Consider the following 26,126-nt stretch of genomic DNA (forward strand, 5'->3'; position numbering starts at 1 on the left):
CGCCGCCGCCAGCAGGGGCGGACAGGCGCCGCAAGGCGCAGGGGATCGGGGTCTTCGGTTGCCGCGTGATGGCTGTGCGGCGCGCCGCGCAGTGCGCGTCGTTGGAGGTGAAACAAGCGGTGTATCGGTCAGGCTGAGCGCTGCCCAGCAAGCCACAAGTATAGCATTGACGCAGAGAAATAGTTTTCCAAGGCAATTTTAATTATTTTTCGACATTGGTTTCATGTTGCTTTTTTACGTCAAGTACCTGTTCCATAAGTACTATCACTTACATTCCGCCTTACTTTCCGCGGCGTTGGCTGATAAAATACTAATGATAATCATTCGTATTAAAACATCGACCAGGGAATTGTATGCAGCAACAGCGCAAGCCAGGATGTAAACCGATCACCATCGCCGTATTGGGCGCCTTGACTTTGGGCGCCGCGCCACTGCCGGCCTGGGCGCAGGAAAGCTTGCCCGCCGTCACCGTGACGGCATCGAAGCACAAGGATGCCTATGTCGCCGGCACCTCCGCCAGCGGCACCAAGACGGAAATGGCCCTGCGCGACGTGCCGCAGACGATCAACGTGGTGCCGGCCGCCGTCATCCGCGACCAGAACGCCATGTCGATCCAGGACATCATGAAGAATATCCCCGGCGTGGGCTTGTCCACGGGTGACGGCCAGCGTGACCAGGTGTTTATTCGCGGCTTCACGGCTATCGGCGACCAGTTCGTCGACGGCTTTCGCGATGACGCCTTGTATTTCCGCGACCTGTCGAACGTGGAGCGCCTGGAAGTGATCAAGGGGCCGGCCGCCGTGCTGTACGGCCGCGGCTCCTCGGGCGGCCTGGTCAACCGCATCACCAAAAAACCGGGCGTGGATATCACGGACCTGGCCCTGAGCCTGACGAATACAAAAGGGCGCCGCGGCGAAGTCGACGTGGGCCGCGTCGGAGAAACAGTGGATTGGCGTTTCACGGGCGCGCGTGAATTGTCGGACAGCTACCGCGACCAGCAATTCATCAACCGCACGGCGCTGGCGCCATCCGTGGCCATCCGCCTCTCTGGCGCGACCAGGCTGCTGCTGCAGGGTGACTACCTGGAAGACCGTCGCCTGACGGACTTCGGCATCCCGTCCTGGCATGGTCGCCCGGTGGCTGTCGATGCAAGCACTTACTACGGCGCCGCCAACGCCCGCGATAGCGATTTCAGCCAGTCGCGCGTGGTTTCCACGGCCGCCACCCTGACGCACAAGTTCAGCGAGTCCTTGTCGCTGCGCAATGCCTTCCGCTATTACGATTACCATCTGGACCGCAACAATACGAATATTTCCGGCAACGTCGACGAGGTCACCGGGACGATGAAACTGGGTCACGCCAAGCTGAACCGCGATGAAAGCGGCTGGTTCAACCAGACGGAACTGACGCAGAAAATGGTCACGGGCAGCCTGCGCCATGAAGTGCTGTACGGCGCCGAGTTTGGCAAGCAAAACAAGGATGCCAACAGCTGGGCCGCCATCGTTGTTTCGACACCTGCGAAGCCCGTGTCGATCTTCAATCCCGTCCTCCCCGTCGTCGACCGCAGCAAGCTGGGCTTGCGCAGCGATACTTTCGGTACCTACGATACGGCCGCCGCTTACGTGCAGGATGCCATTGCTTTCAGCGACGAGTGGAAGGCGCTGGCCGGCCTGCGCTACGACCGCTACCAGCAGCAGTCGCGCCTGGCCAATGCGCTTGGTGTGACGACGGCAGACCTGTCGCGCACGGATGCGGCGTTTAGCCCTCGCGCCGGCCTCGTCTGGCAACCGAGCGCAGCGCAGTCGTACTACGCCTCGTGGAGCCGCTCGTTCCAGCCCAGTGGCGAGAACTTCGCTTTGGCCGCCAACAATGCCGACCTGGCGCCGGAAACCACGCGCAACACAGAAGTGGGCGCCAAGTACGAGCTGTGGGGTGGCCGCGCCAACGCCAGCGTGTCGCTGTTCCGCCTGGAACGCGACAATATCAAGAGCAGCGACCCCATCACGAACCGCATCGTACCCGTCGGCACGCAGCGCACGGACGGCCTGGAACTGACCTTTAATGCGGATTTGCACGATGGCTGGAAAATGATGGCCGGCTACGCTTACCTGGACGCCAGCATCACCGATTCCATCGCCGTCGACAAGAGCGTCAATGTGCCGGGCACGACGACGGCCAGTTCCGTCGCCATCAAGGGCAAGCGTGCCACCTTGACGGCACGCAATACGGCCAACCTGTGGCTGACGAAAGACCTTGGTCACGGCTTCACGGTGGGCGGCGGCGCAAATGCCGTCGGCAGCCGTTTCGCCAATCCGGGTAATACGGTGGTCTTGCCGGGCTACGTCACGGCCGACGCCATGGCCGCGTACCGCACGGGCCGCTATGAAGTGCAGCTGAACGTCAACAATATCGGCGACACGCGCTACATCGTCTCGGGCCACGGTTCCAGCCCGAACCTGAGCTTGCCGGGCGCGCCGCGCACTGTGGCGCTGACCTTGCGCTACAGCCTGTAATTTTTCCCGCTTCCATACAAACCCGCTCGCGAGCGGGTTTTTTCATGCGGGGGGAGCTGCGTCAGGCAGGCTCGCATTGTTTAGAGGAACTGCTCGGTACCGATAAAATAATGTTGACTATATGCAATTTATTCCGGCGCTCTGAGCCTTGATGGGGTTTGAGGGGTAAAATACTGTCATACGGCACAGGCATGGTGCTTATATCTTAGTGATATGACACCATCACGACGTTGTATGACTTTTTATTTACTCACATCATAGAGGCCTGAATATGGTTCAGATGTCCAGGCGCCAGTTCCTTCGGGTAACTGGCGCGACCATTGCTGGTTCCAGCCTCGCCCTGCTCGGTTTCGCACCGGGCCAGGCGATGGCGGAAGTGCGGCAATACAAGCTGTCTCGCACCACCGAGACGCGTAATACCTGTCCTTACTGTTCGGTAGGATGTGGCGTCCTGCTGTATGGTCTGGGCGACGGCGCGAAAAATGCCGTCTCCAGCATCATCCACGTGGAAGGCGATGCCGATCACCCGGTGAACCGCGGCACCTTGTGCCCGAAGGGCGCCAGTCTGGTCGACTTCATCCACAGCCCGAACCGCCTGAAAGTGCCCGAATACCGCGCACCGGGTGGCACGGAATGGCAACCGATCTCCTGGGATGTGGCGCTCGACAAGATCGCGCGCCTGATGAAGGATGACCGCGATGCCAACCTGATCGAAAAGAATGCCGACGGCAAGACCGTCAACCGCTGGCTCTCCACCGGCATGCTGGCCGCGTCCGCTGGCAGTAACGAGGTCGGTTACCTGACCCACAAGACAGTGCGCAGCATGGGGATGCTGACCTTTGATAATCAGGCGCGTGTATGACACGGACCGACGGTGGCAGGTCTTGCCCCGACGTTTGGCCGTGGCGCGATGACGAATCATTGGGTCGATATCAAGAATGCCGATGTGATTTTGGTCATGGGCGGCAATGCAGCAGAAGCACATCCTTGCGGATTCAAATGGGTAACGGAAGCGAAGGCGCATAACAAGGCCAAGCTGATCGTTGTCGATCCGCGTTTTACCCGTACCGCATCCGTGGCAGATTACTACTGCGCCACGCGTACCGGCACGGACATCGTCTTCCTCGGCGCGATCATTAATTATCTGCTGACGAACGACAAGATCCAGCATGAGTACGTGCGTAACTACACGGACATGCCTTTCATCGTGCGCGAAGACTATGCGTTTGAAGATGGCCTGTTCTCGGGTTTCGACAAAGAAAAAGGCAAGTACACCAACAAGGCCACCTGGGATTACGAGATCGGCGACGATGGTTATGCCAAGGTCGACCCGACCCTGGAACACCCGCGCTGCGTCTACCAGATGATGAAGAAGCACTACGCGCGCTACACGACCGAGATGGTCGAGCGCACGTGCGGCGTCTCGGCCGACAAGTTCCACAAGGTGGCGGAAGCCTTGGCTTCGACCGCCGTGCCGGGACGCGCCGGCACCATCCTGTACGCACTGGGCTGGACGCACCACTCGACGGGCGCGCAAACCATCCGCACGGGCGCCATGGTGCAGTTGTTGCTGGGCAATATGGGTATCGCCGGCGGCGGCATGAACGCCTTGCGCGGCCACTCGAACATCCAGGGTCTGACCGACCTGGGCCTGATGTCGAACCTGTTGCCAGGTTACATGACCCTGCCCAACGAAGCCGAACAGGACTTCGATGGCTATATCGCCGCGCGCGCCACCAAGCCGCTGCGGCCGAACCAGCTCAGCTACTGGAGCAATTACCGCAAATTCCACGTCAGCTTCATGAAGACGTGGTGGGGTGATTTCGCCACGGCCGAGAACAATTATGCGTTCGACTACCTGCCAAAACTCGACAAGCCGTATGACTTGATGCAAGCCATCGAGAACATGCACCAAGGCAAGATGACGGGCTATATCTGCCAGGGCTTCAACGTGCTGGCTTCCGCGCCGAACAAGCAGAAGGTCACGGAAGCGCTGTCGAAACTGAAGTTCCTCGTCATCATGGACCCGCTGGCCGTGGAAACGGGCGAATTCTGGAAGCCGCATGGGCAATACCATGAAGTCGATCCCACCAAGATCATGACGGAAGTGTTCCGCTTGCCGACCAGCTGCTTCGCCGAAGAGCGCGGTTCGCTGGTGAGTTCCTCGCGCGTGCTGCAGTGGCACTGGCAGGCGGCCGAACCGCCGGGCCAGGCGCGCAGCGACCTGGAGATCATGTCGGGCCTGTTCTTGCGCATGCGTAGCATGTACAAGAAAGAGGGCGGCAAGTTCCCCGATCCGATTCTTAACCTGACGTGGAATTATGCGCAGCCGCATAACCCGCAGCCGGAAGAAATCGCCCGCGAATTCAACGGCAAGGCACTGGCCGACTTGTACGATCTCAAGGATCCGACCAAGCTGCTGGTGAAGAAGGGCGAGCAGCTGGCCTCGTTTGCGCAATTGCGCGACGATGGCACGACCACCAGCGGTTGCTGGATCTTCGCCGGCAGCTGGACGCAGGCGGGCAACCAGATGGGACGGCGCGACAATAGCGACCCGACCGGCATTGGCCAGACGCTGGGCTGGGCCTGGGCGTGGCCGGCCAACCGCCGCGTGCTGTACAACCGCGCCTCGTGCGACTTGAAGGGCAAGCCTTTCGATCCGACGCGCAAGTTGATCGAGTGGAATGGCACGAACTGGAGCGGGGCCGATATTCCCGACTTCAAGGTCGACGAACCGCCGGAAAACGGCATGGGTCCGTTCATCATGCTGGGCGAGGGCGTGGCGCGCTTCTTTGCGCGTGGCGCCATGGCCGAAGGACCGTTCCCCGAGCATTACGAGCCGTTCGAAAATCCGCTGGGCTACAACCCCATGCATCCGAAAAACCCGCAGGCGACCAGCAATCCGGCCGCGCGCGTGTTCGCCGATGACCGGAAAATGTTCGGCACGCATGAGGAATATCCGCATGTGGCCACCAGCTACCGCTTGACCGAGCATTTCCATTACTGGACCAAGCATGCGCGCCTGAACGCCATCATCCAGCCGCAGCAATTCGTTGAAATCGGCGAAGAGCTGGCCAAGAGCATTGGCGTCGTTGCCGGTGGCGAAGTGCGCGTCAGTTCCAAACGGGGGCACATCATCGCCAAGGCCGTGGTCACCAAGCGCATCAAGGCTTTGATGATCGAGGGCAAGCAGGTGCATACCGTGGGCCTGCCGCTGCACTGGGGCTTTACGGGCGTGGCCAAGCCTGGGTATCTGATCAATACCCTGACGCCGGGCGTGGGGGATGCGAATTCGCAAACGCCGGAATTCAAGTCCTTCCTGGTGAAGGTGGAAAAAGCATGATGGGAGCTCAATAATGGCACTGCAATCCTTAGATATCCGGCGCCTGTCGGCGACCACGGTAACGCCGCCGCAAGCGCGCAGCCCGGTGACGGGCACCGTGGCCAAGCTGATCGATGTGTCGAAATGCATCGGCTGCAAGGCTTGCCAGACGGCGTGCATGGAATGGAACGACTTGCGCGACGAAGTCGGCGAAAACCATGGCACCTATGACAATCCGACGGACTTGACGCCGCAATCGTGGACGGTGATGCGTTTTGCCGAACACGAAAACAACGACGGCAACCTCGAGTGGCTGGTCCGCAAGGATGGCTGCATGCACTGCGAGGACCCGGGCTGCCTGAAGGCATGTCCGGCGCCGGGCGCCATCGTGCAATACACGAACGGCATCGTCGATTTCCACCAGGAAAACTGCATCGGTTGCGGCTACTGCGTGGCTGGCTGTCCTTTCGACGTGCCGCGCATTTCGAAAAAGGACGACCGCGCCTACAAGTGCACGCTCTGCTCGGACCGCGTAGCCGTGGGCCAGGAACCGGCCTGCGTGAAAACCTGTCCGACGGGCGCCATCGTCTTCGGCACCAAGGAAGACATGAAGGTGCATGCGGAAGAGCGCATCGTCGACCTGAAGTCGCGCGGTTTCGAGAATGCGGGCCTGTACGATCCGCTGGGCGTGGGCGGCACGCACGTGATGTACGTGCTGCACCATGCCGACAAGCCGAAGCTGTATTCGAACTTGCCGGAACGCCCGCGCATCAGCCCGATGGTGGGCTTCTGGAAGGGCTGGTCCAAGCCGCTGGCAGTGGCCGGCATGGCTGCCACGGCGCTGGCAGGCTTCTTCCATTACACGCGTGTCGGTCCGAACGAAGTGAGCAAGGATGAAGAGCGCGAAGCGCTGGAAGAGGCCGCGCGCATCCGGGAGGAACATCATGAGCCACAATGATCTGCATGATGGAAAACGGTACGACAAGCATGGCAACCCGCTGATCCAGCGTTACGACCCGAACGAGCGCACGAATCACTGGGTCACCGCCATCACCTTCGTCATGCTGGCCCTGTCCGGTCTGGCCATGTTCCATCCATCGATGGCGTGGCTGGCGAACCTGTTCGGCGGCGGCCAATGGACGCGCATTTTGCATCCGTTTGCCGGCCTGGTGATGTTTGTTTCGTTCGCGATCCTGGTGGTGCGTTTCTGGCACCACAACAAGTTCGAGGACGGCGACAAGCAGTGGCTGAAACAGATGGACGACGTGCTCAACAACCGCGAGGAAAAGCTTCCGAAGATCGGCAAATACAATGCCGGCCAGAAGATCCTGTTCTTCGTGCTGCTCGCTTGCATGCTGGGATTGCTGCTGTCTGGCATCGTGATCTGGCGCGTGTATTTCGCGTTCTACTTCCCGATCGACGTGGTGCGTTTTGCCGCCTTGCTGCATGCCGGTTGTGCTTTTGTCATCATCTGCGCCATCATCGTGCATATCTATGCTGCGCTGTGGGTCAAGGGCTCGATCGGCGCCATGGTGCGCGGCACCGTCACCTACGGCTGGGCGCGCAAGCACCATCCGAAGTGGTTTGAAGCGGTGATGCGCAATACAAAAGACTAAGTTCTTGATATTGATGCCACCGGCATTACCCGGGGTCAGTCCCAGGACTGACCCCTTTCTTTTTATCGATTAAAATACTTTCGAAACACAGCCGCATCCGCCGGATGGGCTGGCCGGCTACGCTCGGCCTTTTTTGATGGGAAAACTCCATTGGTACAACGCATTCTTCAGCCAGGCGAAATCGAAGGCCTGGACCACAACGCGATTCCGCGCCTGCTGCTGCCGCAGCCTGACAGCCTGTTCAAGGCGCGCGCCTTGCGCTTGCGCGAGTTGGCGCAAGGCAAGATCAAGGGCATTCCCGTCGATGCGGGCATGCAGGGCTACCTGGTGCTGATGGCCGCGCTGGCCGATGCGCAGGCCGCCGTGGTGGGGAAACTGGCGCCCGGCGCCGTGCCTGCCGCCGACCCCGACGCACTGCGCCGCGCGATGCAGCACCGCATGCCCGTGCTGCCCGTCAGCGGCGCCCGTCCGCCAGTGTGGCGCGACATCTTTGCCAGCGTGCTCGATGAACTGGCCGCCACGGCGGCCAGCCAGCCGGCATTATCCGGCGGCCTGACCCAGGTGCTGGCCCAGCTGCGCGCGCTCGACGCGCCAGCGCTGGACGCCTGCGCCGATGCCGTGCTCGATGAAAACGGCGACAACCTGAACCCCATGCACGCGCCGTTCGTTGCCGCCGCACTGCAAATTTTGTGGTCGGTGTCGGCCAGCGAACTGCGCGCCGCGCGCGTGCCGGACCTGGAAACGGGCACCCTGTGCCCCGTCTGCGGTTCGCATCCCGTCGCCAGCGTGATCCGCATCGGCGGCCAGTCTCAGGGCTACCGCTACCTGCACTGCGGCATCTGCGAAAGCGAATGGCATATGGTGCGCGTGAAGTGCTCCACCTGCGAACAGAATGGCAAGATCGCCTACCAGGGCCTGGACGCGGCCGACGCAAAGCCGTTCGACCCCGTGACGACGAAGGACGACAAATTGCCCAACAAGGCGAATGATCCTAAAAAAGTGGCGCGCGCGGAAACCTGCGACGACTGCCATACTTATCGCAAGGTCTTCAACCAGGAACACGATTACAACGTCGAGCCGCTGGCCGACGACCTGGCCAGCCTGATGCTCGACCTGCTGGTGGGCGAAGCGGGCTACCAGCGCGCCAGCGGCAATCCGCTGCTGTGGCTAGGGAAGAACGACAGTAGCGAGGACGCGCTACCATGACGACGGGGCAAACCGTGCGCCTGCCGTCGGTCGACCGCATCCTGGGCGACGCGGCTTGCCTGGCCCTGATTGCGCACTACGGCCGCGTGCAAACATTGGCCTGCGCGCGCGCCGTGCTGGCGGAATTGCGCGCGGCCATGCTGGCCGGTGCAGTCTGCGAAGAGGGCGCATCGCTTGCTGCCATCGTCGCGCACATGGACGAACGGCTGCTGGCACGATCGCGCTTGCAGCTGCGCGCCGTGTTCAACCTGACGGGCACTGTGCTGCATACGAATTTGGGCCGCGCGCTGCTGCCCGACGCCGCCGTGCAAGCCGTGGTGCAAGCGATGCAATCGCCGATGAACCTGGAATTCGACCTGGAAACGGGCAAACGGGGCGACCGCGACGACCTGGTCGAGGAATTGCTGCGCGAACTGACGGGGGCCGAAGCGGCCACCGTCGTCAACAACAATGCGGCCGCCGTGCTGCTGATGTTGAACACCCTGGCGCAGAACAGGGAAGTCATCGTCTCGCGCGGGGAACTGGTGGAAATCGGCGGCGCCTTCCGCATTCCCGACGTCATGACGCGTGCCGGCGCCGTGCTGCGCGAAGTGGGCAGCACCAACCGCACGCACCTGGACGACTACGCGAACGGTATCAATGAGCACACCAGCCTCCTGATGAAGGTTCATTGCAGCAATTACGCGATCACCGGTTTCACGAAAAGCGTGGAACTCGATGAACTGGTGCCGCTGGCGGCAAGACACGGCGTGCCGACGGCCGTGGACCTGGGCAGCGGCACCCTGGTCGACCTGGCCCAGTATGGCTTGCCGCATGAAACGACGGTGCGCGAAACCATCGCAGCGGGCGCCGACCTGGTGACCTTCAGCGGCGATAAGTTGCTGGGCGGCCCCCAATGCGGCGTCATCGTCGGGCGCGCCGACCTGATCGCGAAGATCAAGCGCAACCCCCTGAAACGCGCGCTGCGGGTCGGCAAGCTGACCCTGGCCGCATTGGCCCCCGTGCTGCAGTTGTACCGTGCGCCGGACTTGCTGGCCGAACGTCTGACCACCTTGCGTCTGTTGACGCGCCCCGCGGCCGCCATGCGCGAGCAGGCGCAAGCCCTGCTGCCGCCGTTGCAGCAGGTGCTGGGAAAAGCCTACGTTGTCACCGCCGAAGCCATGAAAAGCCAGATCGGCAGCGGCGCCTTGCCCGTCGACCAGTTGCCCAGCTTTGGCCTGGCCATCCGCAGCGCTTCCGGCTCGCGCCTGAGCAATCCATTGGGAACGCTGGAACAGCGCCTGCGCGCCTTGCCGTGCCCCGTGATCGGGCGCATCGGGCAAGATGCCTTGTGGCTGGACTTGCGCTGCCTGGAAGCGGCGCACCAGACGATCTTCATCGCGCAGCTCGACGAGTTGGCCGCATGATCGTCGGCACCGCAGGCCATATCGACCATGGCAAGACGACGCTCACGCGCGCGCTGACGGGCGTGCACACGGACCGCCTGAAGGAAGAGCAGGCGCGCGGCATCTCGATTGAACTCGGTTATGCCTATCTGCCGCTGGCCGACGGCACGGTGCTGGGCGTGATCGACGTGCCCGGCCACGAAAAATTCATCCGCACCATGGCTTCCGGCGTGACGGGCATCGACTTTGCCCTGCTGGTGGTGGCGGCCGACGATGGCATCATGCCGCAGACGCACGAGCACCTGGCCATTTTGCAGCTGCTGGGCGTGACGCGGGGCGCCGTGGCGCTGACCAAGATCGACCGCGCCGACGGGCCCCGCGTGGCGCAGGTGGCGGCCGACATCGAGGCGTTACTCGACGGCTCGCCACTTGCGGGCAGCCCCATCTTTCCCACGGCCGCCAGCCGTGATAACGATGCCGGCGTGGCCGCCTTGCTGGCGCACTTGACGCAAGTGTCGCGCAGCCTGCCGCAGCGCGATGAACGGCGCTTGTTCCGCCTGGGCGTGGACCGCGTGTTTACCTTGTCGGGACAGGGCACCATCGTCACCGGCACGGCGCTGGCCGGCATGGCCAGGGTGGGGGACACCCTGCAGCTGGCACCCGGCGGCGCAAGTGCGCGCGTGCGCAGTATCCATGCGCAAAACCGCGCGGCCGAGACGGGCATGGCGGGCCAGCGCCTGGCGCTGAACCTGGCCGGCATCGACCGCGAACGCATCGAACGGGGCAACTGGATCGTCGCGCCGGAACTGGCGCAATGCTCGGAGCGCATCGACGTGGAGCTGACTTTGCTGCCCGACGCCGGCGTGCAATTGAAAGCCTGGTCGCCGCTGCACGTGCATCTGGGCGCGGCGCACCAGCTGGCGCGCGCCGTCATGCTCGATGGCGAGACCCTGTCGCCGGGACAGACGGGCAGGGTACAACTGGTGTTCGAGTCTCCCATGCACGGCGTGCCGGGCGACCGTTTCGTCGTGCGCAATGCGCAAGCGACGCAGACGGTGGGCGGCGGCATGGTGCTTGACCCGTTCGGCCCTGCGCGCAAGCGCCGCAGCCCGGCCAGGCTTGCCTGGCTGGACGCGCTGGCCGCGTTTGTCGCGCAGGGCGATTATGCGGCGCTGCTGGCGCAAAGCCCGCTGGGCTTGCGCGAGTCGCTGCTGGTGCGCCTGTCGCTGCTGCCGGCGAACGTCATCGCGCTGCCGGCCGATACGCGGCGCATCGCCCTGCGCGGTGGCGACGCCCTGCTGCTGGCGCCGGCGGCGCAGGCAGCACTGGAAGAGAGGATGCTGGCCGCATTGGAAGCCTTCCACGCGCGCGCGCCCGATGAGGCGGGGCCGGAACTGTGGCGCCTGAAGCGCATCGTCGACGCGGAGATGGAAGACGCCTTGTGGAGTCATCTGGTCGAAGGCTTGCTGGCGCGCGGCGAACTCCAGGCGCGCGGCGCCAGCCTGCATCTGCCGACGCACAGCGTGGAACTGACGCCGCAGGAGCAAACGCTGGCCGAACCCTTGCTGGCGGCTTTGCTGCAGGGGCGCTTCGAGCCGCCCTGGACGCGCGACCTGGCGCGCGACTCCGGCCTGGCCGAGGACGACACCCGCCGGCTGTTGCGCAAACTTGCCAAAGCAGGGCTGATCAGCCAGGTTGTGCATGACCTGTTCTATCATCAGGCGGCGCTGGCCGAGCTGGCGCAACTGGTGCGGGAATTGGCACTAGTGGCGGAAGAGGTTGGCGGCTTGCCGGCCGGCAATGGGGCCGTGGGTGCGGCCACCTTCCGCGACGCCAGCGGCCTGGGCCGCAAGCGGGCGATCCAGGTCCTGGAATTCTTTGACCGCGTCGGTTATACTCGCCGTGTTGGCAATGGGCATCTATTGCGCCCGCAAGCGCTGTGGTCCTATAGTGCAGCCTTGCCCAACAGCTAGCAGCTAGCTCAGGCACCGCGGAAAGCACACTCATCCGGTGATGTGGCCGGGCTTCAAACCCGGTGGAGGGCGTCAGACGTTCTCCCGTAGGTTCGACTCCTACTGTTTTCCGCCAGTTATTTTTCTCGCCACCTTTCCCTTGCATGATGATCCCAGCGTTGGCCCGGAGCCACGTTGTGGAAAAAAAATGGTTTAATTGACAATACTTTGACTATGCTTGGCGGGGGCCGATGGTACCATCCTGCTGGTGGCAGGGACGCGTATGCCCTGCAGTGGAAGAAGGCAAGTATGAAACAAGCAAGCATGGCACGGCTGCTGGCAGTGGCGCTGCTGATGCCGGCGCTGGCCGCGGCGGCTGGCCTGCGCATCGTTGGCGAGCACTTGCCGCCATCGAGCATGATGGAAGGTAATGTTGTCGTTGGGCGTGAAACCACGAAGGTGCGCGACATCATGGCGCGCGCCGGTATTGCCTACAGTATCGAATTGCTGCCGTGGAAGCGCGCGTATGCGCAGGCGCTGCGCGAGCTTGATACCTGCATCTTTTCCACCACCCGCACGCAAGAGCGCGAAGCGCAATTTCACTGGATCGGCCCCCTCAACGAAGCGGAGTGGGTGCTGTATGGCCTGGTCGAGCGGCATCTGACGCTGCGCACGCTGGCCGATGCGCGCGGACTGGTGATCGGCACGGTGCTGGGCGACGCGCGCGACGACTACCTGCGCCAGCGTGGTCTGAGCGTGGCGCCCGTGACGCAGGAGTGGCTCAATCCGCAAAAACTGCTGCTCGGGCGCATCGATCTGTGGGCCGTGGGCATGGCGGTGGGCAGCAAGCCGTTTGCCAGCAAGGAGTGGGAGGGCAAGGTGGAGCCGCTGCTGACCTTTAATCGCGTGCAGACTTACCTGGCCTGTAACCTCAAGGTGCCCGAGGCGCAGGTGGCGGCCATGCAGCGCGCGGCAGCCGCCATGCGCCGCGAAGGCAGCATGGCGCGCAATCATAGCCGCTGATTCAGCTTGTCAGCCACTGGCGCACGCAGTTGCGTCCTTCGCGCTTGGCCTGGTACAGGGCCTGGTCGGCATGGCTGTAGGCCGTCTCGAAGGCGGTGCCGGCGCGGTTCCAGCTCAGACCCACGCTGACGGTGATGGGACGCGTGATGGGCGCCGCATGGCGCTGGCGGCCGACGCTCTCGCAGATGCGCTGCGCCACTGTCGCCGCGTCGTCGCGCGAAGAGGTGGGCCAGACCACGGAAAACTCTTCACCGCCGACCCGGCCGATGGCCGTTTCCTGTCCTAATAACTGCTTCAGGCAGTCGACCACGGCCTGGATCACGCCGTCGCCGGCCGGGTGGCCGAAATCGTCGTTGACCTGCTTGAACAGGTCGATGTCGAGCACGATCAGGGCCATGTCGCCCTGCGCCAGGCAGCGCGAAGCATGCTCGATCACGGCGCCGCGGTTCAGGGCACCCGTCAGCGGATCGTGCGTGGCGCGGTATTCGAGCTGGCCGGCCAGGGTTTGCAGTTGCCGGTTCAGCAAATGCATGTCGCGCTCGGCGCGGTCGCTGCGGCCGATCAGGCGTCGCGTCTCGCGCATCAGCCGTTCGTAGTGATTGATCAGTTCACCGAGCACGCGGCGCTGCGCTTCGCCGCTGGCATGGACGTCGGCGTGCATGCGCCGCGCGGCAGCCAGCGCCGCCGCTTCCACGGTGAACAGGTCGGGTTCCAGGGCGGACTCGGAGATGGCGGCGTGCATGCTCTAGCTGCCTTGCACGGAATGGTCGTGGAAGTCGAGGGCCGTAAAGTCCTGCTGCAGCTCCTGGCCAAATTCCAGGATCGTGTCATCGTCTTCATCGTGATACCAGTTCAGGCGTACCTGGTTGCCCTCCACGGCTGCCTGGTTCAGGATGTCGAACAGGGTAAACAGCATCTTCGTGCTGGAGCTGTTGAAGTAGGCCAGCGAGACGTTGACAGTGATGCTGCTCTCGCGGCAGCCGTCCAGGTAGGCGCGCACGGCGGCGATCAGCGGGCCATAGAAGGCGGCCGCGTTTTCCGGATACGACTCGCCCTTGATCGACAGGGTGTGCTGCGCGAAACGGAAGTCGATTTCGGGCGAACTCGGGGTCGCGGCGATGAACAGTGGTGACGGTAATTGCATATGCTTTCCTGAGTCGGCTCTTTCAAATGATGGCTTTGATGCAGAAGATGGTGTGCCCCGGCTCCTGGGGATCCTGGACGAATTCGAATTCCAGCGGCTCGCTGGCGTCGCGCGCCATGGTGAGGAAACCCAGGCCCGCGCCTTTGCTGTCGGCCGGCGTTTCCTCGCGCAGGGCCTTCTTGTAGGCGAGGCGGATTTCTTCCATCGACATGCTGTGCAGCGGCTCCAGGCGGGCGCGGATCTGCGCCACGTTGTCGGTCGAGACCGGGTTGGCGCACAGCAGAAAAAAGCTGTCGCCGCGCGTGCCGATGCAAAACGAGCCGCGCCGCATCTGCTGGTCCAGCTGCGCATCGGGCGTCAGGCTGTCGGCGGAATAATGCATGATGTTTTGCGACATCTCGATGAACGAGGAAAAGATGCGTCGCCGCGTGGGCCCGGCTGCGCCGGCCGTGTCGAGGCGCGCCTTGATGGTTTCGGAAATGGCGCTCACCACGTGCTGCGAGAAATAGCCCACGTAAAAAAAGATGATGTTGCGCTTGCGCGCCACATCCCAAAACTCGTTGAATTCTTCGTACAGCACGTTCGTGCTCCTGGCTAGCCGGTGACCCGGTTTCTTGTTGATAAGGTGGTTCGATGGGGCCCAACTACAGGCGGAAACAGAAAAAGGTCAGGTCGTCGCGGCGCGGCTGCGCTCCCTGCCAGGCAGCGCTGTCCTGCAGCAGCGCCGCCGCCACGTCACCGGCGGGCGCGCCGCGCTGCGCCAGCAGCTGCTCGCGCATGCGCCGCTTGCCATAGGCGATGTCGCGCGCACCGCCGATCTGGTCGAGCAAGCCGTCGGTGGTGATGAACAGCAGGCTGCCGGCGGGTATGGCTAGCGTTTCGTTATGCCAGCAGTAGTCGGCCGGCGTATCGACATAGCCCACGCCCATGCGCGCGCCATCGATGGCGCGCACGGCCTCTTCGCCAGGCGCCGCCACGTGCAGCGCCAGTTTCGCCCCCGCGAAACGCAGGCTGGCGCTGGCCTCGTCGTAGCACAGAAAGGCGCAATCCATGCCGTCGTTCGAGCCGGCATGGCCGTTGCCACTGCCGGCGCCGTCCTGGCCCAGCAAAGTCTTGATGGCGCGGCTGACGGCGCCGATCAGGGCTGCCGGGTCGTTCGGCCCCAGTTCGCGCAAGGCCTGGCTCAGGGCGGACGAGGCGATCAGGGTCATGAAGGCACCCGGCACGCCGTGGCCCGTGCAGTCGGCGATGGCGGCGAACCAGCCGCCTGCGTGGCGTTCGAAGAAGTAAAAATCGCCTCCGACGACGTCGCGCGGCTGCCATTCCAGGTGGGCGTCGGGCAGGGTGGCGCGCAATTGCGCGTCGGAGGTGCGCAGCAGGGCGCGCTGGATCACGCTGGCGTAATCGATGCTGTGCATGATTTGCCGGTTCTTTTCGGCCTGCATGGTGGCCACCACGTTCATCAGCTGCAAGCCGAAGCCCACGCCGGCCAGCGCACCATCCTCGGTGATGATGAAGCCATCGGCCAGCGCTTTTTCGCCCGCTTCCACGGCACGGAAGGTGAGGTCCTCGATGCTCATGGCGCCATCGACGATCAGCGGTTCCTTGTCCATGAAGGCGATGCAGCTCTTCTTGCCGTACACCTCGTGATAAAAAGGCTTGGACATCTGCGACATGAAGATGTTGCGGCTGATCAAGCCGATGGGCTTCTGCTGCTCCGTGACTGGCAGGCTCATCATGTCGCGCCGTTCCGTGAACAGTTCCAGCACGGCGAAATTGCTGGCGTCGGCCTGCACCGATTCCGTGGGTATGCACAGATCAAACGCCACGGAGGTGCGATAACGGGGAAGATGCAATCGAGAAGCGTTGAACTCCACAGCGGCTACCTTTACATGACGAGCGGACCCTTGTTGTCGCGAAGGCATGGCGACTGACAAACAGGCAATATCATCATGGTAGCCTTTGAATGTGACGGCTTCATTACCAGCTTGTCAAAACCGTATGCAAGATGGCTGCATGGCAAGCCGGTGCCGGGCCTACAGGCGGCGGGCCAGCGCCTGTGCCTGTGCCAGCCAGCGCGCGCGCTGCGGCTCGCTGGCATCGAGGATGGGGCCGAAACTGGTCACCTTGACGGGTTTGACGCCGCAAAATTCCAGGGTCGTCTTGCGCAGCTGGTGAATGCCGGGCATGTGGTAGACCCAGCGGAAATACCAGGGCGGCGTATCCATCGTCACCAGCAGCTGCGCCGTGCGGCCCTTCAGCAGCTGCGCGGGGAAAGCCTTGCCGGGGCGGTACTTGAAGGCAAAGCCGGGCAGGAAGACGCGGTCGATGAAACCTTTCAGCAGGGCCGGCGCGCCGCCCCACCAGATCGGGTAGGCGAACACCAGGTGTTCGGCCCAGCTGATGGCTTCCTGCGCGGCCAGCAAGTCCGCTTCCAGCGGCTGTACCTGGCGGTAGCCTTCGTGCAGGATGGGGTCGAAGTCCAGCTGGCCCAGGCGCAGTTCGCGCACGCTGTGCCCTGCGCTGCGGGCCGTGGCGGCGTAGGCCTCGGCCAGGGCGGCGCAGAAGCTGTCGCTGGACGGGTGGCCGATAAGAATGAGAATGCGCTTGTGTGTAATGTTGCTCATGCTGCAGGCTTTCTATAAAAGAACAGCTTGCATGCTAAAGCCTGCCCCTAGTGGCAGAGTCAAGCGGCCGCTGGACGGCGCTGGCGCGCCAGGCAATCGCGGATTTCCGTGTCGATGTCGGCCAATTGCGCGTCGAGCTGACGCAGGCGGGCGATATCTTGCTGCACTTGCGCGCGCTTGGCGGCGATGTGGTGCGACAGGGCAGCCCAGTCGGTCTCGTCGCCGGCCAGGATGGGCAGCAGTTCGGCCAGGCGGAAACCCAGGGCCTGCGCCTGGCGTATGAGTCTGACTTGCGCCAGGTCTTGCTGCGTGTAGACGCGGTAGGCGCCGGAGCGGCGCACGTCCCCCAGCAAGCCCAGCGTTTCATAGTGGCGCAAGGCCTTGGGCGAGGTGCCCGCCAGGCGGGCGATTTCTCCGATGTACATGCTTGTCCCTAGTTGAGCTGCGGCGCACGCAGTGTAGCGCAGCTGGCTTGCCAGGCGCTACCTTGCGCGCTGTCTCAGGAGGCCTTGCGCGGCGGAACTTTCTTCGCCGTGCACTCGGCGCAGGTGCCGTATAGCGACAGCGCGTGCTCGTGCAGCACGAAGCCCCGCTCGGTGGCAATTTCATTCTGGCGCAGTTCGATGCCTTCATCGACGAATTCATCGACCTTGCCGCAACCCGTGCAAACCAGGTGATCGTGGTGCTGGCCTTCATTGAGTTCGAACACGGCATGGCCCGATTCGAAGTGCCGGCGAAACAAGATGCCCGCTTCGGCAAACTGCATCAGCACGCGGTAGATGGTGGCCAGGCCCACGTCGATTTTTTCAGCCAGCAAGAGTTTGTAGACATCGTCCGCACTCAGGTGCTTGATGCCCCCTTCTTGAAACAGCTGCAGAATGCGCAAGCGGGGGATGGTCACTTTCAAGCCCGATTCACGCAGTTCCCTCAATATATCCATGTCTCCCATTCCTTTTTGTGATCGCTGAGCGAGATATGCCATTATATCGCAAATGATAATCATTACTATTCTCATTTATGGCGTGCGAACGCGAAATAGCATGTTGCGCAGGCAGGGACTCATCGATTGACAACGGCGCACATGACGATTGGTGGCGGACAATATTTGCTGCGCGGGCGCGTTTTTGGCGACTCGGGCGCCAGCCTGTTCATTGCGCTGTTTAGTTTTTGCAATGCCGCATTTTCTTGACCTGGGCAAAGAAAAAAATCCCACTAGTGATGCCATCTAGCACTATTTGATGTGGATCAAAGTTTTTGTTGCACTGCACTCTTAGACTTCGCAGCGTTACTTAACGACAGAGGAAAACATAATGAAAACGTCCGCAACTGCAGCAGCAATCGTCCTGGCCGCCATCGGCGCATTCGCCGGCAATGCTATGGCGCAGGAAAGCCCATGGCTGGTGCGCGCCCGTGCCGTGCACATCGATCCGGCCGATAAATCTGCTCCTGTTGGTGGTGTCGGTGCATCCGACCGTTTGACGGTCAGCAGCAAGACGATTCCTGAAATCGATATTTCGTATTTCTTCACACCGAACATCGCTGCCGAGCTGATCCTGACCTACCCGCAAAAGCATGACGTCAAGCTCGATGGCGGCCAGGTCGGCACCTTCAAGCATCTGCCGCCGACCCTGTCGCTGCAATACCACTTCATGCCTGAAAAACAGTTCAGCCCTTACCTGGGTGCCGGTATCAACTACACGACCATGTCGGATGTCAAACTGGGCGGCCTGCGCCTGGAACACGACAGCTGGGGTTACTCGCTGCAAGCCGGTGTCGACTACAAACTGGACAAAAACTGGTCCTTGAACTTCGACATCAAGAAAGTGCAGATCCGCAGCGATGTCATGACCGCTGCTGGCGCCAAGATCAGCGAAGTCAAAGTTGATCCTATCCTGATCGGCGTAGGCGTAGGCTACCGCTTCTAAGCATGGCATGACGGCGCCCGTGTGGCGCGCAGAATAAAAAAGGACGGCCGGGTTTGCACCTGGCCGTCCTTTTTGCATGACATGCGCCGGATTATTTTTTCAGCGTCTTTTCCAGCGTCAGCTGGTAATCCGTCTTTTCGTAGCCAGGCAGGTATTTATTCGTCGCGTCGAGGAAGGCGCGCGAGCGGTAAGCCGCTTCCAGGTCCTTGACCCATGGTTTGGCCTTGTCGGCCGTGCGGATGGCCACCAGGTTGATGTAGCTGTCCGAGATTTTTTCCACGGCGAGGGCCGAGGTCAGCTTCATGCCGGCGGCTTGGGCGAAGTTGCCATTGACGAAGGCGTAGTCCGCGTCCGCCAGCGAACGTGGCAGCTGCGCCGCTTCCAGCGGCACCAGTTTCAGTTTCTTCGTGTTTTCCAGCACGTCGCGCTCGGAAGCGCGCAGCGGGTCGACGTTCGGTTTCAGCTTGATCCAGCCCATCTTGGCCAGCATGACCAGCGCGCGCGCCTGGTTGGTCGGGTCGTTCGGCATGGTGATGGTGGCGCCGTTCTTCACTTCGGCCAGGGTTTTTTGCTTGCCGCCGTACAGGCCGATGGGCATGGTCGGCACGGTGATCAATGCGCTCAATGGCAGCTTGTTATCGGTGGCGAACTTGGTCAGGTAGACGATGTGCTGGAACACGTTGGCGTCCAGCGAGCCTTCGGCCAGCGCGTAGTTCGGCTGCACGTAGTCGTTGAATTCGACGATCCTGACCTTGTAACCCTGTTTTTCCAGGATAGGCTTGATGCCCAGCTTCAGCTGGTCGGAATACGGGCCGGAGCTGGTGCCGATGACGAGTTCTTTCGGGTCCTTGGCGTGGGCGGCGGTGGCAAAGGCCAGGCTGGTGGCGGCCAGGAGCAGGGTGCGGCGAAGGTGGTTCATGTAGGTCCTTGTTTCTGAATATGAATTAACGTTTGTCGAGGCGCCTGGCGATGCGCGTGCCGGCGAACTGGATGGTTTGCACCAGCACGATCAGGATGGCCACGGTGGCGACCATGATGTCCGTCTCGAAGCGGTAGTAGCCGTAGCGGATGGCCAGGTCACCGATGCCGCCGCCGCCCACCACGCCGGCCACGGCCGAATACGACAGGAAGCTGATCGACAGCACGGTCAGCGCCAGCACCAGGCCGGAGCGCGCTTCCACCAGCAGCACGCGGAAAATGATCTGCATTTCCGAGGCGCCCATGGCGTGCGCCGCCTCGATCACGCCGCGCGGCACTTCGCGCAGGTTCTGTTCCACCAGGCGCGCCAGGTAGGGAATGGCGGCAAACGACAGCGGCACGGCAGCTGCCAGCGGGCCAATCGAGGTGCCCGCGATGATGCGCGTAAACGGCGTCAGGGCGACCAGCAAAATGATGAAGGGGAAGCTGCGCACGGTATTTACCAGCCAGCCCAAAATCGTCGACAGCGGACGGTTTTCCAGCGACTGGCCTTCCGAGACGAGGAACAGCACAATGCCCAGCGGGCCGCCGATCAGGATGGCGGCGCTCAATCCGATGCCCAGCATGGTCATGGTCTGGCCCAGCGCCACGCAGATTTCCGGCAGCAGCTTGATGACGTTATTGATCGATTCTTCAAACATGTGTTGCATCCTTCCATGCGGTGGCTTCAAACGCCTCGGTGCCGTAATACGCCAGCTCGCGTCCCAACGCCGTCTTGCGCGGGGTGGCCGTGTCGCTCAAATCGAATTGTTCGGCGATGGCACCGTTTTCCACGACGGCCACGCGGTTGCAGATGGCGCCCAGCACCGACAGTTCATGGCTGACGATGACGATGGTCACTTTCAAGCGCGCATTGATGTCACGCAAAGTGTCGAGCAGGGCGCGCGTGGTTTCCGCGTCCAGGGCGGACGTCGGCTCGTCGCACAGCAGCACGTCCGGGTGGCTGGCCAGGGCGCGCGCAATCGCCACGCGCTGTTTCTGCCCGCCCGACAATTGCGCCGGATAGCTGTGCAGCTTGTCGGACAGGCCTACGAGCGCCAGGCATTCCTCGACGCGGGCGGCGATCTGCTCGCCCTTGGTCGTGCCATGGATTTTCAAGGGGAAGGCGACGTTGTCGAAGACGCTGGCGTTTTGCAGCAAATTGAATTGCTGGAAAATCATGCCGATGTTCTGGCGCGCGTCGCGCAATGCGCTCTTGCCCAGGCGGGTCAGTTCACGCCCGGCCACGGTAATGGTGCCGCTGTCGGGACGCTCGAGCAGGTTAATCAGGCGCAGCAATGTCGATTTGCCGGCGCCGCTCTTGCCGATCAGGCCGAAAATATCACCGGGATAGACTTCCAGCGTGACCGATTTGACCGCGTGGAATTGTTCGCCCTTGGGCAGCGCGAAGGTCTTGTTCGCGCCGTCGATGCGAATCACCGGCGTACGGTGTGGTGTGGTCATGCAGTGTTTCCTTTTTTATTGGACCGTGACAGGCTTGCTTGCAGGGGCCACATCGCCCGGCCTGTTACGTCGGTTGCGTAGTATACCTCCGATCGTGTTATTACTCCTACGACAGAATCTTGCTTTGAATATGCAAATAATGTCTATATAGGTTTTTGGCGAGAGTAAAAGCGGTTTTTGTGCGATCAGCCGATGGAAAATTCGACGGGAATCGATAATTCCAGCGGCTCCGGCCGTTCCTTGGGGATGCGCGGCAGTGGCGCTGCCCGTTGCAAGGTGTCTAGCGCAGCCTGATCCAGGGCTGCGGAACCGGAACTGCGCTCGATGCTGGCCGCCAGTACCTGGCCGTCGCGGTCGATGCGGCAGCGCAGATACACCACGCCCTGTTCCTGCTTCGCGCGCGACGCCGTCGGATAGCGGCGGAAACGCTCCATGCGCGCCAGCACCTTGCCTTCCCAGCTCGATACGCCGCTGCGCAGCTCCTGCGGCGCAGGTGGCAGGGCAGGCGAGGGCGGCGCCGCCGCGACCGACGCCGTGGCCGCCGGCACCGGCGAGACGGGGGCATGGCGCACCTCGGCGAGAGCCGCGACGGCCTCGGCCTGTGGCGGCATGGGCGCCGCATCCGGCTGCGGCGGCACGAATTGCGGCATGGCTGGTACTGCTTTTTTGGCAAGGGCGCGCGACGGCGCGGCCGCGGCGCTGGCCTGTTCAGCAAGATTCTGCTCCAGAGGGCGCGGCGGGGCCGCGGCTGGCAGATACAGCAGCATGGACGGCTGCGTCGCGTCGGGCGCGATGGCCAGCACGGGCGTTGCGGGAGCGTGCTGGTACAGCGCCCATGCCAGCAGCGCGCCATGCATGGCGAAGACGGTGGCGATGGTCAGCGGCTTGTGCCATTGCGCCGGCGGCGTCTTTTCTGCTGCTGGCGCCGGCGCCGGCGCCGGCCCATCTGGTCGGCGCAGCAGATAGATGATCACGGCGATTTCCATCGTTGCTACAAGGACAATCACCCACCATGGCGGATGGCCGAGGCACATGGCGATAAAGCCGATGGCCATGCCCAGGCAGGCGAGCACTTTGCCGCGGCGCGACACGGCGCGGTGTTCGCGCCACTGGCGCAGCGGCGCGCCGAAGCGCGGGTGGTGCAGCAGCCAGTGCTCCAGGCGTGGCGAGGCGCGGCTGAAACAGGCCAGCGCCAGGATCAGGAAGATCGTCGTCGGCATGACGGGCAGCATGGCGCCGATCACGCCCAGCGCGACCATCAGCATGCCGGCGGCCGTCCAGGCCCAGCGGCGCAGCCGTGCCGTATGCGCTTGCGCGCCGGTCTGGATGACTGGCTCTTGCATCAGGCGCAGGCCTCCACGTGGCCTAGCATGCGCAGGAAGGCGGCGCGCGCGCCGTCGATCACGCGCGCTTCGCCCGCATCGTCAAGGACGGCCGTATCGAGCACCGACGTAAAATCGCGCCAGTGGCGCGCGCGCCCGTCCGGATGGCCGGCCAGGTGGCGCGCGCCGTGGTGTTCATCGAGGCCGATCTTGCCAGCCAGTTTATACAGAATGGCCGCGCCCAGCTTCGAGCCTTCGCTCACGTACAGCCAGCCCAGCGCCGTGGCCAGGTCCAGCTGCGCGTCGAACGGCGCCGTGGCAGCATCGGCTGGCAGCGCGGTATCGAGGTCGCGCAGGTCTGCGGCGATGCTGGCGTAGCGGCGGCGCTGTTCCAGGTCTGGCAGCAGGGCGGCCAGTTGCGCGTTGTCGTACAGCGCGTCGACATCGCGCAGGAAGGCGTACTGCGCCTGCAGGAAGCGCGCGTAATTGTCGCGGCTGGAAAACGGCGCGCTAGCCATGATGCGCTGGTCCAGCAATTCGTGGGTGGCCATGGTGTCGGCTTTCAGGCGCTGGCTGCGAGTTGGGCTTGCGTTGATCGGAAGGTCGTTCAAGGTGCTGGTGGTGTCGCTTGCTGCATGCATGGAATATCTGCTCTCTATTATAAGGATGAATCAAATCAGAAACGAACGCTGAGCGTGACGCGCGCCGTGCGGCCCGGTCCCGGCATCAGGCTCAGGGTCAGCGGATCGAGGTAGTAACGGTCCGTCAGGTTGTCCACTGCCACGTCGACGGTGGCATTGGGCGAGATCTTGTAGCTGGCGAACAGGTCGGCGAGGGTGTAGGCCTGCGTCAGCACCTGCGGCGAGGTGCCTGTCCACGACTGCCACACGGCCTTGTCGTCCTGGCGCGCCAGCGGCTGGCCGACGTGCGTCAGGCGCGTGCCGAGGGTGAGTTTCTCCTGTAGCCAGCGCGTGCCCAGGGTCAGGTTGGCGCTCAGCTTGGGCTGGATATGGTTGCTCACGTAGGAACTGCTAAAGCCGATGGGCGAGCAGTCGGGCGTGTTCCAGATATCCGATTGCCACTTGCTGGCCTTGCGCAAATAGGCCGCCGTGGCGGCGTCGCAGAGCAGGGTCTTGCGGTTCCAGGTTCCGGAAAAATCGGCAAACACGCTGCCCCGGTCATACGAGGACTGCAGTTCGATGCCCGAGACGCTGTACTTGTCCGTATTGGCCATCGAAAAATTCTGCGCGGTGGCTGGCAAATCGGGAATGGGGCGGCGCGTGATGTAGCCGTGGGTGACGCTGTCGAAGTAGGCCACGCGCAGGCGCAGCTTGTCGGCGGCGCTCCATACGCCATCCTTGATCACGCTCACGCCGATCTCGCGGTTGTGGCTGCGCTCGGCGTTCAAGGGCGACGAATAGGTGGCCGAAAAGCCTATCGTCGATTCGTACAGGCTGGGCATGCGCAGGCCGCGCGCGTCGCGCAGGAACAGGCTGACGCTGTCGGACAGGCGCGCCGTCAGTGCGAACGTGGGCGCAAAACCGTGGTCCTTGCGGCGGATCGGCGTGCTGTACTTGAACAGACCGGGGATGGCATCGCGGTAGACATAGTCGTTGCCGCTCCACTGGTCGACCTTCGACAGGTCCAACGGCGCCGCTTCCTCGCCATAGCGTTCCAGCATGCCGCCCACCAGCGCCGGATTGTTGGCGGCAGTGAAGCGGCCCTGCGCATCCTGGTACCACTTCGAGGCGCCAAGCTGCTCGCCGTCCTTGTCCCACATGGTGACCCATTGCCAGCCTTGCGGATGGTATTGCTGTTCTGCGCGGCGGTTGCGGTCGCGCGTCTCGAAGCGCTGGAAGCGTCCTCCCGCGTCGATGCTCAGCCAGTCGCGCGCCTGCCACTGCAGCGAGGCGAACACGCTTTGCTCGTGGCGCTTGCCGTTGCGCAGGGTGTGATTGGCGTTCAGGTCAGCGTCGACGATGCGCACGCTGTCGGCCGGGCCGATATCCTCGTTTTGCAGAGACAGGCCGTAATCGAGCTTGAGCGCGCCCATGCCGGTGGCGAAGCGCGAGGTATTCGCCAGATCCGCACCCACCCTGCGCGCCTGGTTCTTCGCCAGGTACAGCACTTCCACGCATTGCTTGCATTCATGGTCGCCCGGATTGGGCTTGCCTTCCAGCGGATTGCTGAAGATGTCGCCGTTGCGCGATTTGCTCTGCATGTCCGTCAGCCACAGATTGGCCTTCAGGTCGATGAGGTTCTGGCCTTCCGGCTTCCATTCGTAGCGCGCCGTCAGCGCATTGGTGCGCACCTGGCTGGGGTCCCACTGGGGAATGCTGCCAGTACTGTTGCGGTAGATTTGCGACGGCATGATTTCGCCATAGCTGCTGTCGAAATAGCGGTAGCCCAGTTCCAGTTTCTGTTCGTGCGGCAGGCGCAGGTTGGCCTTCAGCAGGGCAGAGGTGGTGCGGTTGGCCGTATTGAGCACTTCATCGCCGCGCTTGAAGAACTGCGTCACGCCATTGTCGTCGCCCCATTCGTTGAGCAACTGATAACGTTCGAAGCCGCGCGTGCCGGAAAAATAATTGCCGATGCTGCGGTGGCTGATGGCAGCCACCAGGTCATAGTCGTCCTGGCGCGTGGCCACGGCGATGCTGCCAAAGCCGCTGCGCGGGTCACCCAGCTTGTTGCGGTGGGTGCGCGGTGCGCTGCCGAAATCGCTGGGCGCCGTGACGCTGTTGTCCTGGGCGCCGCCACGCAGGCGCACACCCGTGCGCTGGCCTGGCACGATGATGTCCTCAGGGCGCAAGGTCTGCATGCTGACCATGCCGCCGATGGCGCCCGCACCTTGCGCCGACAGGTTCGGGCCTTTGTCGATGCGGATGGCGCTGATCAGGTCCGGATCGATGTAGCTGCGATCGGCGATGCCCGCGTAGCCACGGTACACGGTCGACGATTGCAGGCTGCCGTCGATCAGCACGGGCACGCGGCCCTGGCCCTGCATGCCGCGCACGTTGACGTCGACGGCGCCGCTATTGCGGCTGTCGCCCACCTGCACGCCGGCCACGCCCTTGAAGATGTCTGCCGGGGAGGTGCCGCGGAAGCGCTCGATCTGCTCGCGCCCGATGTACACAGAGGCGGCAGGCGTCAGATAGGGCCGGTCGGCCGGGTCCGTGTCGTCCGCCTCGAACGTGCCGCTGCCGCCCTGGCCATTCACGCGCAGGGTGCCGATCTGTACGGCGCCGGCAGCGAGGGGAGCAGGTGCGCTGATGATGATGGTCGTGCCGCCTTGCAGCTGTGCCTGCAGGCCACTGCCGGCCAGCAGCTGGCGCAGCGCATCGGGCAGCGAATGCCGGCCTTGCAACGGCGCGCTTTGCCGCCCTTGCGTCAGGCGCGCGTCGGCCAGCAGCACCATGCCGGCCTGGCGCGCCAGTTCGTTCAGCGCGCGGCTCAAAGGCTGCGCCGGGATCTGCCATTCCACTGGCGCCACCGGCGCGGCGGCATGCACGGCATGCGTGGCGAAGGCCAGGCCGACGGCCAGGAAGAGGGGAGACAGGCGGGCGTGCAAGGAATGGCGCGGTGAGGTCGTGTGCATGTTTTTCCTATGGTGATGTGGTGGTCATTCATAGTAAAAACGAATGAGTATCATTTACCCTGACGTGCACATGCA

22 protein-coding genes and 1 tRNA gene are annotated in these 26,126 nt (G+C 63.0%); 10 read left to right on the forward strand and 13 right to left on the reverse strand.

All coding sequences use genetic code 11. From position 1 onward, the window contains the following. Window positions 1-353: 353 nt before the first annotated feature. The 9 genes from ACQ4WN_RS03990 to ACQ4WN_RS04030 all read left to right on the forward strand — a co-directional run bounded on the left by ACQ4WN_RS03990 (window position 354) and on the right by ACQ4WN_RS04030 (window position 13,017). A complete protein-coding gene (locus ACQ4WN_RS03990) occupies window positions 354-2,513 on the forward strand; it encodes a TonB-dependent receptor (RefSeq protein ID WP_436550352.1) in 2,160 nt (719 codons plus the stop codon). Between the two features lie 271 nt (window positions 2,514-2,784). After that, on the forward strand, window positions 2,785-5,856 hold the full coding sequence (fdnG, locus tag ACQ4WN_RS03995; RefSeq protein WP_436550353.1) for a formate dehydrogenase-N subunit alpha: 3,072 nt from the start codon (window positions 2,785-2,787) through the stop codon (window positions 5,854-5,856). A gap of 13 nt (window positions 5,857-5,869) precedes the next feature. Next, window positions 5,870-6,793: a formate dehydrogenase subunit beta gene (fdxH, locus tag ACQ4WN_RS04000; RefSeq protein ID WP_436550354.1), complete on the forward strand. Its 924-nt coding sequence runs from the start codon at window positions 5,870-5,872 to the stop codon at window positions 6,791-6,793. Beyond that, complete coding sequence (locus tag ACQ4WN_RS04005) at window positions 6,780-7,451, forward strand: formate dehydrogenase subunit gamma (RefSeq protein ID WP_436550355.1); 672 nt, start codon at window positions 6,780-6,782, stop codon at window positions 7,449-7,451. Before fdxH ends, ACQ4WN_RS04005 begins: the two co-directional genes overlap by 14 nt. Window positions 7,452-7,601: 150 nt before the next feature. Continuing rightward, on the forward strand, window positions 7,602-8,657 hold the full coding sequence (gene fdhE, locus ACQ4WN_RS04010) for a formate dehydrogenase accessory protein FdhE (protein ID WP_436550356.1): 1,056 nt from the start codon (window positions 7,602-7,604) through the stop codon (window positions 8,655-8,657). Beyond that, window positions 8,654-10,063 carry an L-seryl-tRNA(Sec) selenium transferase gene (gene selA, locus ACQ4WN_RS04015; RefSeq protein ID WP_436550357.1) on the forward strand — a complete coding sequence of 470 codons (1,410 nt, stop codon included), beginning with the start codon at window positions 8,654-8,656 and terminating at the stop codon, window positions 10,061-10,063. Before fdhE ends, selA begins: the two co-directional genes overlap by 4 nt. After that, window positions 10,060-12,015 (forward strand): selenocysteine-specific translation elongation factor, encoded by a 1,956-nt coding sequence (selB, locus tag ACQ4WN_RS04020; protein ID WP_436550358.1) that lies wholly within the window; start codon window positions 10,060-10,062, stop codon window positions 12,013-12,015. The genes selA and selB overlap by 4 nt, the downstream gene beginning before the upstream one ends. Before the next feature lie 19 nt (window positions 12,016-12,034). Then, window positions 12,035-12,130: transfer RNA gene (locus ACQ4WN_RS04025), tRNA-Sec, on the forward strand. Window positions 12,131-12,303: 173 nt separating this feature from the next. Next, entirely contained in the window at window positions 12,304-13,017 is a 714-nt protein-coding gene (locus ACQ4WN_RS04030; RefSeq protein WP_436550359.1) for a substrate-binding periplasmic protein, read from the forward strand. A gap of 1 nt (window position 13,018) precedes the next feature. Here ACQ4WN_RS04030 and ACQ4WN_RS04035 read toward each other — a convergent pair whose 3' ends face one another. The 7 genes from ACQ4WN_RS04035 to fur all read right to left on the reverse strand — a co-directional run bounded on the left by ACQ4WN_RS04035 (window position 13,019) and on the right by fur (window position 17,728). Next, the gene (locus ACQ4WN_RS04035) at window positions 13,019-13,759 is read right to left on the reverse strand and encodes a GGDEF domain-containing protein (RefSeq protein WP_436550360.1); all 741 of its coding nucleotides are present in this window, start codon (window positions 13,757-13,759) and stop codon (window positions 13,019-13,021) included. 3 nt (window positions 13,760-13,762) lie between these two features. Further along, window positions 13,763-14,161: a DUF1987 domain-containing protein gene (locus ACQ4WN_RS04040; protein WP_436550361.1), complete on the reverse strand. Its 399-nt coding sequence runs from the start codon at window positions 14,159-14,161 to the stop codon at window positions 13,763-13,765. 22 nt (window positions 14,162-14,183) lie between these two features. Then, on the reverse strand, window positions 14,184-14,741 hold the full coding sequence (locus ACQ4WN_RS04045) for a SiaB family protein kinase (RefSeq protein ID WP_436550362.1): 558 nt from the start codon (window positions 14,739-14,741) through the stop codon (window positions 14,184-14,186). Window positions 14,742-14,805: 64 nt separating this feature from the next. Continuing rightward, on the reverse strand, window positions 14,806-16,017 hold the full coding sequence (locus ACQ4WN_RS04050; RefSeq protein ID WP_436550363.1) for a SpoIIE family protein phosphatase: 1,212 nt from the start codon (window positions 16,015-16,017) through the stop codon (window positions 14,806-14,808). 180 nt (window positions 16,018-16,197) lie between these two features. Continuing rightward, window positions 16,198-16,788: an NAD(P)H-dependent oxidoreductase gene (locus ACQ4WN_RS04055; protein WP_436550364.1), complete on the reverse strand. Its 591-nt coding sequence runs from the start codon at window positions 16,786-16,788 to the stop codon at window positions 16,198-16,200. 59 nt (window positions 16,789-16,847) lie between these two features. Continuing rightward, a complete protein-coding gene (locus ACQ4WN_RS04060) occupies window positions 16,848-17,213 on the reverse strand; it encodes a MerR family transcriptional regulator (protein ID WP_436550365.1) in 366 nt (121 codons plus the stop codon). A gap of 74 nt (window positions 17,214-17,287) precedes the next feature. After that, window positions 17,288-17,728, reverse strand: a complete 441-nt coding sequence (gene fur / locus ACQ4WN_RS04065; RefSeq protein ID WP_099763157.1) for a ferric iron uptake transcriptional regulator — start codon at window positions 17,726-17,728, stop codon at window positions 17,288-17,290. 370 nt (window positions 17,729-18,098) lie between these two features. Here fur and ACQ4WN_RS04070 point away from each other — a divergent pair, with 370 nt between their 5' ends. Further along, a complete protein-coding gene (locus tag ACQ4WN_RS04070; protein WP_436550366.1) occupies window positions 18,099-18,713 on the forward strand; it encodes an OmpW/AlkL family protein in 615 nt (204 codons plus the stop codon). A 91-nt stretch (window positions 18,714-18,804) separates the two neighbouring features. On the opposite strand, the gene ACQ4WN_RS04075 is transcribed toward ACQ4WN_RS04070, so the two are convergent. The 6 genes from ACQ4WN_RS04075 to ACQ4WN_RS04100 form a co-directional block, all read right to left on the reverse strand. Beyond that, window positions 18,805-19,632, reverse strand: a complete 828-nt coding sequence (locus tag ACQ4WN_RS04075) for a MetQ/NlpA family ABC transporter substrate-binding protein (protein WP_436550367.1) — start codon at window positions 19,630-19,632, stop codon at window positions 18,805-18,807. A gap of 25 nt (window positions 19,633-19,657) precedes the next feature. Further along, a complete protein-coding gene (locus ACQ4WN_RS04080; protein WP_436550368.1) occupies window positions 19,658-20,332 on the reverse strand; it encodes a methionine ABC transporter permease in 675 nt (224 codons plus the stop codon). Next, complete coding sequence (locus tag ACQ4WN_RS04085; protein WP_436550369.1) at window positions 20,325-21,134, reverse strand: methionine ABC transporter ATP-binding protein; 810 nt, start codon at window positions 21,132-21,134, stop codon at window positions 20,325-20,327. The genes ACQ4WN_RS04080 and ACQ4WN_RS04085 overlap by 8 nt, the downstream gene beginning before the upstream one ends. A gap of 185 nt (window positions 21,135-21,319) precedes the next feature. Continuing rightward, on the reverse strand, window positions 21,320-22,477 hold the full coding sequence (locus ACQ4WN_RS04090; protein ID WP_436550370.1) for a TonB family protein: 1,158 nt from the start codon (window positions 22,475-22,477) through the stop codon (window positions 21,320-21,322). Beyond that, window positions 22,477-23,097, reverse strand: a complete 621-nt coding sequence (locus ACQ4WN_RS04095; protein ID WP_436550371.1) for a biliverdin-producing heme oxygenase — start codon at window positions 23,095-23,097, stop codon at window positions 22,477-22,479. Before ACQ4WN_RS04095 ends, ACQ4WN_RS04090 begins: the two co-directional genes overlap by 1 nt. A gap of 35 nt (window positions 23,098-23,132) precedes the next feature. Then, window positions 23,133-26,051 (reverse strand): TonB-dependent receptor, encoded by a 2,919-nt coding sequence (locus tag ACQ4WN_RS04100; RefSeq protein WP_436550372.1) that lies wholly within the window; start codon window positions 26,049-26,051, stop codon window positions 23,133-23,135. Window positions 26,052-26,126: the final 75 nt, after the last annotated feature.

It is taken from the genome of Janthinobacterium pasteuri, assembly GCF_051380775.1.
In the GTDB taxonomy this organism is placed as follows: domain Bacteria; phylum Pseudomonadota; class Gammaproteobacteria; order Burkholderiales; family Burkholderiaceae_D; genus Janthinobacterium.